The organism is Gordonia gummivorans, from assembly GCF_022513585.1.
GTDB lineage: Bacteria > Actinomycetota > Actinomycetes > Mycobacteriales > Mycobacteriaceae > Gordonia.
The window spans coordinates 1-6273 of record NZ_JAKWBF010000057.1 but is presented as its reverse complement, the minus strand read 5'-3'; the positions used below and the strand labels follow the sequence as shown (position 1 = coordinate 6273).

At 65.1% G+C, this 6273-nt stretch carries 5 protein-coding genes; 2 read left to right on the top strand and 3 right to left on the bottom strand.

Translation table 11 applies throughout. From position 1 onward, the window contains the following. Nucleotides 1–374 (top strand): hypothetical protein (locus MKW15_RS23910; RefSeq protein WP_240862837.1); only part of this gene is annotated, 374 nt, incomplete at its 5' end. Between the two features lie 37 nt (nucleotides 375–411). Here MKW15_RS23910 and MKW15_RS23905 read toward each other — a convergent pair. The 3 genes from MKW15_RS23905 to MKW15_RS23895 form a co-directional block, all read right to left on the bottom strand. Next, nucleotides 412–810, bottom strand: coding sequence for a hypothetical protein (locus MKW15_RS23905; RefSeq protein WP_240862835.1), 399 nt, complete (start codon nucleotides 808–810; stop codon nucleotides 412–414). A gap of 89 nt (nucleotides 811–899) precedes the next feature. Then, nucleotides 900–3281 carry a phosphoenolpyruvate synthase gene (gene ppsA / locus MKW15_RS23900; protein WP_240862833.1) on the bottom strand — a complete coding sequence of 794 codons (2382 nt, stop codon included), beginning with the start codon at nucleotides 3279–3281 and terminating at the stop codon, nucleotides 900–902. 11 nt (nucleotides 3282–3292) lie between these two features. Next, nucleotides 3293–4144: a pyruvate, water dikinase regulatory protein gene (locus MKW15_RS23895; protein WP_240862831.1), complete on the bottom strand. Its 852-nt coding sequence runs from the start codon at nucleotides 4142–4144 to the stop codon at nucleotides 3293–3295. 372 nt (nucleotides 4145–4516) lie between these two features. On the opposite strand from MKW15_RS23895, the gene MKW15_RS23890 reads away from it, so the two are divergent. Continuing rightward, nucleotides 4517–5548 carry a fused (3R)-hydroxyacyl-ACP dehydratase subunits HadA/HadB gene (locus tag MKW15_RS23890; protein WP_240862829.1) on the top strand — a complete coding sequence of 344 codons (1032 nt, stop codon included), beginning with the start codon at nucleotides 4517–4519 and terminating at the stop codon, nucleotides 5546–5548. Nucleotides 5549–6273 lie beyond the last annotated feature (725 nt).

Below are 6273 nucleotides of genomic sequence, written 5' to 3'. Positions count from 1 at the left end.
GCAGCGTCGTCGCCAGTGAAACGGCGATCGGAATCGGGCCTGCGACCTGGGCGAGTGCGCAGACCGCGGCGCCGTCGTCGACCAAGGCGGCGTCGACCGTGGTGCTCGGTGCGGCCACCACCGGGAACGAAACCGGCTACGGCACGGCGCAACCCAGCTCCATCTCGCTCGGAAGCTGCACCAATTCGATCGACCAGATTGCCTGGACGGGCTGGGGTGATCAGGTCGCCTTCGGCTCCGGCGTCTTGTGCTCGACGCGTGGGCCCGGCTCGCCGGTCACCATGGTCGCCTCCGACATCGGGATGTGCGAGGGAGTCATGGCCTACCGGAAGCTGAAGATCGGGCGCAACACGTCGGCAACCGACATCTGCTGACACCCACCAGCCCGTTGACTACGCGAACCGACCACGGTCAGTACGCGGGAGGCGGTGTGTAGTCCAGGCGCAGCGTGCACACGAGACTGTTGGCGGTTTCCTGGTCACGGCCGTCGTACAACGTGATCGTGAACCGGTGCGGTCGCCCGAGGTCGATCGCGTCGGGTACCGGGTCGGTGAAGTCGACCACGGCGGTTGTTGCGCTCCACGTACCCGCATAGCCCAGTCGGCGCGGGGGCGCGTTGTCCACGGCCACGTCGGCATAGGCGAGGTAGGCGAGCATGCCGTCCTCGTCATCCACGATCGTCGTCTGCGCGACCACGGTGAAGTGGAGAAGTCGAGGCGGCACGAGAACCGGGGGCACGACGTGAGTTGTCACTCCCGGTACGGCCGAACGGAATTCGACGGCTGACGGCAGCGAGAGCGCATAGTCCATGCGGACAAACTACGCGTACTCCGAGCCGCAGGCAGAGTCCGCACCGAGTATCGGCCACCGGGCGTCGAACCCGGTGGCCGACGGGCACATCAATTGAGCGCGGCCAACCGGGTCCAGGTGTCGACAACCGTGTCGGGATTGAGCGACATCGACTCGATGCCCTGCTCGAGCAGCCACTCGGCCAGGTCGACGTGATCGCTGGGCCCCTGCCCGCAGATGCCCACGTACTTGCCTCGGGCCTTGCAGGCGGCAATGGCGGCGGCGAGCATGTGTTTGACGGCGGGGTCGCGTTCGTCGAAGGAGTCTGCGACGAGCGCCGAATCGCGGTCGAGTCCCAGCGTCAGCTGGGTCATGTCATTGGAGCCGATGGAGAAACCGTCGAAGTGGTCGAGGAAGGCGTCGGCGATGACGGCGTTGGACGGCACCTCGCACATCATGATCACCTCGAGTCCGTTCTCGCCGCGCCGCAGGCCGTGCGTGGCGAGCAGCGCGATCACGCCCTCGGCCTCGGCGACCGTGCGGACGAACGGGATCATGATCTTGACGTTGGTCAGACCCATCTCGTCGCGGACGTACTTGAGTGCCGCACATTCCATCGCGAAACAGTCGGCAAAATCCTTCGACAGGTACCGCGATGCGCCGCGATATCCGATCATCGGATTCTCTTCGTCGGGCTCGTAGAGTTCACCGGCGACGAGCTTCGCGTACTCGTTGGACTTGAAGTCCGACATGCGGACGATCACCGGGTGCGGCGCGAACGCCGCGGCGATCGTCGCCACACCCTCGGCCACCCGGTCGACGAAATACTTGCGGGGATTCTCGTATGCCGCGATCGCTTCGCCGATCCGCTCCTTGAGCGGTCCGTCGAGCGTTTCGTAGTCGAGCAGGGCCTTGGGGTGAATCCCGATCTGGCGGTTGATGATGAACTCCAACCGCGCCAGCCCGACACCGTTGTTGGGGAGGCGGGAGAAGGCGAAGGCCTGCTCGGGGGTGCCGACGTTCATCATGATCTTGGTGCTGATCTCGGGCATCGCGTCGATCGTGGACTCGGTGACGTCGAAGTCGAGCAGCCCGTCGTACACGTAACCGGTGTCGCCCTCGGCGCACGAGACGGTCACTGCCCGGCCCTCGGTCAGCGACCGCGTCGCACCGCCGGTTCCCACGACCGCCGGAATGCCCAACTCGCGGGCGATGATCGCGGCGTGACAGGTGCGGCCACCACGGTTGGTGACGATCGCGCTGGCGCGCTTCATGATCGGTTCCCAGTCGGGATCGGTCATGTCCGCGACGAGTACCTCGCCGACCTGGAACTCGTGCATCTGTTCCACCGACTCGAGTACGCGAACCTCGCCCGCGCCGATCCGATGACCGATCGCCCGTCCTTCGATGAGGGCCGTGCCGCTCTCGTTGAGCCGGAACCGCTGTTGTCCGGTGACGGCAGCCCGCGACTGCACGGTCTCGGGGCGGGCCTGCAGGATGTACAGCTCGCCGTCGACGCCGTCTTTGCCCCACTCGATGTCCATCGGGCGCCCGTAGTGTTCCTCGATCAACAGTGCCTGACGGGCAAGCGCCTCGACCTCGGTGTCGGTGAGACTGAGGAGTCGCCGATCGGCGGGGTCGACGTCGACGAACTCCGTTGTCCGGCCCACCGAACGGTCATCGGTGTAGATCATCTTGGTTGCCTTCGACCCGATGCCGCGTTTGAGCACGGCGGGACGTCCGGCACGCAGGGCGGGTTTGTAGACGTAGAACTCGTCGGGATTCACCGCACCCTGCACGACAGCCTCGCCCAGGCCATAGGACGACGTCAGGAACACGGCATCGGGAAAGCCGGACTCGGTGTCGATGGTGAACATGACGCCCGACGCGCCGATGTCGGAGCGCACCATCTGCTGAACGCCGGCCGACAGGGCCACGGCGTCGTGGTCGAAATCGTGGTGCACGCGGTAGGCGATCGCCCGGTCGTTGTAGAGCGACGCGAACACCTCCCGGGTCGCCTGCAGGATCGCGTCGATCCCGCGCACGTTGAGGAAGGTCTCCTGCTGGCCGGCGAAGGATGCGTCCGGGAGATCCTCGGCGGTCGCACTGGACCGCACCGCGAACGACGCCTCGTCCGAGCCACCCGACAACTCCGCGAACGCTGCCCGGACATCGGCCTCGAGGTCTTCGGGGAACGGTTGCTCCATCACGGCCGCGCGGATCTCACGACCGGCCTCGGCCAACGCCTGCACGTCGTCGGTGTCGAGATCGGCGAGCCGCGCGCTGATCCGGTCGGCCAGGCTCGTGCCGGACTCGTCGGGCTTGCTGAGGAACCGCCGGTACGCGTCGGCGGTCGTCGCGAATCCGTTGGGGACCCGCACTCCGACGTCGGTCAGATTGCGGACCATCTCGCCGAGAGAAGCATTCTTACCCCCGACCTGCTCGAGATCGGCGAGGCCGAGGTCGGCGAACCAACGGACGTTGCTGCTCATGAAATGGCTCCTCAATTGCCAGGGTGGGGCCTGCGGGCGAGGACCTGCAGGATCAGAGTGGACATCTCTTCCACGGATTTCGCGGACGAGTCGATGACGGGAAGGCCGTGCGCCCGGTACAACTCCTCGGCGCGGCGCAATTCGTAGGTGCACTGTCGTAGCGACGCGTAGGTCGAGTCCGGTCGGCGTTCGGTCCGCACCGCGCTGAGTCGGGCGGCGGTGGTGATGAGTCCGAAGCATCGCTCCTGCAGATGCCGGATCGGACGCGGCATGTCGGTGCTCGCCAGGTCTTCGTCGATCAACGGATAGTTCGCGACGCGGAGGCCGTGCTGCAGCGCGAGATACATGGTCGTCGGTGTCTTGCCGCAGCGCGACGGTGCCACCAGGATCACGTCAGCCTTGTCGAGTGAGCGCACACTCTGACCGTCGTCGTGCTCGATCGCGTACTCGACGGCCTGCATCCGCGCGTTGTAGCGCTTGACATCGCCGACGCCGTGTAGACGCGCAGGGGTGCGCGCGCCGCGGGTCTTGAGGATCGTCTCGACCTCCTGCATATGCGGGTCGAAGAAGTCGATCAGTGGGGCACGCGTCTTCTGCAACTCGTCGCGGACGTCGTCGAGCGCCGCCGTGACGAACACGAGCGGTGTCACGTCGCCGGTCATCGTGGCGTCGATCCTGCGCACGACGTCGCGTGCTTCGTCGGCGGTGGTGATGAACGGGATCAGGGTGCGATCGAATCGGTGATCGGGGAAGTGCAACAGCAGCGCGTTCCCCATGGTCTCGGCACTGATGCCGGTGCTGTCGGACAGGAAGAAGACCGGCACGGTTGCATCACCGCTGTGTCCGGCATAGCTGTCACTCACCCGTTCATTCCCATCGCCCGGTAGGACTGTGGCATCTATGGTCGCTGATGCGCGTCGCGGGCCTTCGGGCAGGTCGCTTTATCGGGAGTTGGGCAGCCGTTCATCGTCGTGTCGACGAGCACCGGGCGTAGCCTCATATGCATGAGCGGCAATACGAGAGCTTGCAACAATCCGGACTGCACCTGCGGACCGGACTGCAAGTGCGGCGAGAACTGCAACTGCGGCAAGAAGTAGCAAGAACTGTCGCATTCGCGCGCCAGGGGTCTTTGGGCTGAACGTGGTGTGGCGCGCATGTCTGCCTGCCCATGTGACGCGGGTCGACGACTCCGTGGATACTTGTTCGCGGCGAGTCCCCAATGGCAGGAGAGTGAATTGACGACAGCGTCGGAAGTGTCTGCGCTCGGGGAGCGGGTCGGCCATTACTACGAGGCCGATCACACCTATCAGGTGGGACGCGAGAAAGTTCGCGAGTATGCCCGGGCGGTCCAGGACTACGGACCGGCACATTGGGATGCCGAGGCAGCTGCCGCACTCGGCGGGACCGGCCTCTTCGCTCCACTGACCTTCACGTCGATTCCGGCGATGGCCGCCAACCGCAAACTGCTCGAAGAGGTGGTCGTGGGGTACGACACCTACGTGCAGACCGAGCAGGTCTTCGAGCAGCACCGGCCGATCGTCGTCGGCGACGAACTGCAGACCGATGTCGAACTCTCGTCGGTGCGGACTGTGGCCGGCCGCGAGATGATCACGATCACCAACACCTTTGTCGACACGTCGGGTGAAACCGTTCACACCATGCACACGACCGTTGTCGGGGTGACCGCCGACGAGGTCGACCCCGAACTCACCGGTGCGGTGTCCAAGGTGATGATGCACGACGTCGACATCATGGCGAACCAGGCGTCGACCATCGACTACGTGAAGACGGAGCGAGTTGGTGACCCTGCGCCGCGGTCGGAACTCGGCCGCACCCGCACGGTCGGCAGTCTCAACTTCGACGACCTGTCGGTCGGTGACCAGCTTCCCGTGCACCACACCGGACTCACACGTGGTGACCTGGTGAACTACGCGGGTGTCGCCGGTGACGCGAACCCGATTCACTGGGACGAGAAGATCGCCAACCTCGCCGGGCTGCCCGACGTGATCGCACACGGAATGCTCACCATGGGCATCGGTGCGGGATTCGTCTCGGCATGGTCGGGCGATCCGGGAGCAGTCACGCGCTACGCGGTGCGGCTCTCCGCACCGGCGATCGTGCCGGCCAATGGTCGTGGCGATATCGAGTACAGCGGACGCATCAAATCTCTCGATCCCGAAACCCGTAGTGGCGTGGTCATTCTCGTCGCAAAGTGCGCCGGCAAGAAGATCTTCGGCATGGCGACGCTGGACGTTCGCTTCGCCTGATTCGAAGAGTTCGGTGACTAGCGCTCTGACCTGCACATAAGCGTCCACCACCCCACCGCTCTCTGAGGTGCCCGAGGCGCCGGCCGAAGGATGCCTCGAAGGGCAGGCGAACAGGCCACGTCGGCGAGGCGCCGGACCACTGAAAGTAGGGGAAGGTTCTTCCCCTACTTTCTGCCCCTGCTTGTTGAGTCGTCCGCGAGAAAATTCGCGGGGAGGACTCCAGGGATAGGGGACGAGTTTCTTCCCCTACTTTTGTGCGGCCCATGGCCGGACACCAACCGTCCGAGTGCTGGTCGGCGTATCGCGAACCCACAAGCGCGGTTTCCGGGACGAGGCCGCCGCCGCCTACACGATCGCCGACCACGTCGGCGGGTGGGTCTCTGACTCGAAGAGTTAGGTGACCAATCCCGCTGAGCTGCGGGAATGGAAAAGTCGCTTTCTGTGTGGTGTTGGCTGTTAGGCGACCTCGCCGGGGGGTGATGGTGACGTCGAGGCCGAGGCTTTCCAGGGCGCGCACCGCGTTACGCATGGTGCGTTCGGGGTTGCGGCGTTGGTAGTAGTCGGGGCCGCGTTCGATGTAGGCGACGTTGTTGGTGAGCATGGTCCAGATGATGGTGAGCAGGGTGCGTTCGAGAGCGACGATGGCCTTTTGGGGGTTGGTGGAGCTGGCCAGCCGTTTGTATTTGGCGTGCAGGGCGGTGCCCGGGTGTCGGGCGATGGATAGC

Coding starts and splice junctions, on each gene's coding strand:
- ppsA (WP_240862833.1), bottom strand. CDS start 3,281: ATGAGCAGCAACGTCCGTTGGTTCGCCGACCTCGGCCTCGCCGATCTC.
- MKW15_RS23905 (WP_240862835.1), bottom strand. CDS start 810: ATGGACTATGCGCTCTCGCTGCCGTCAGCCGTCGAATTCCGTTCGGCC.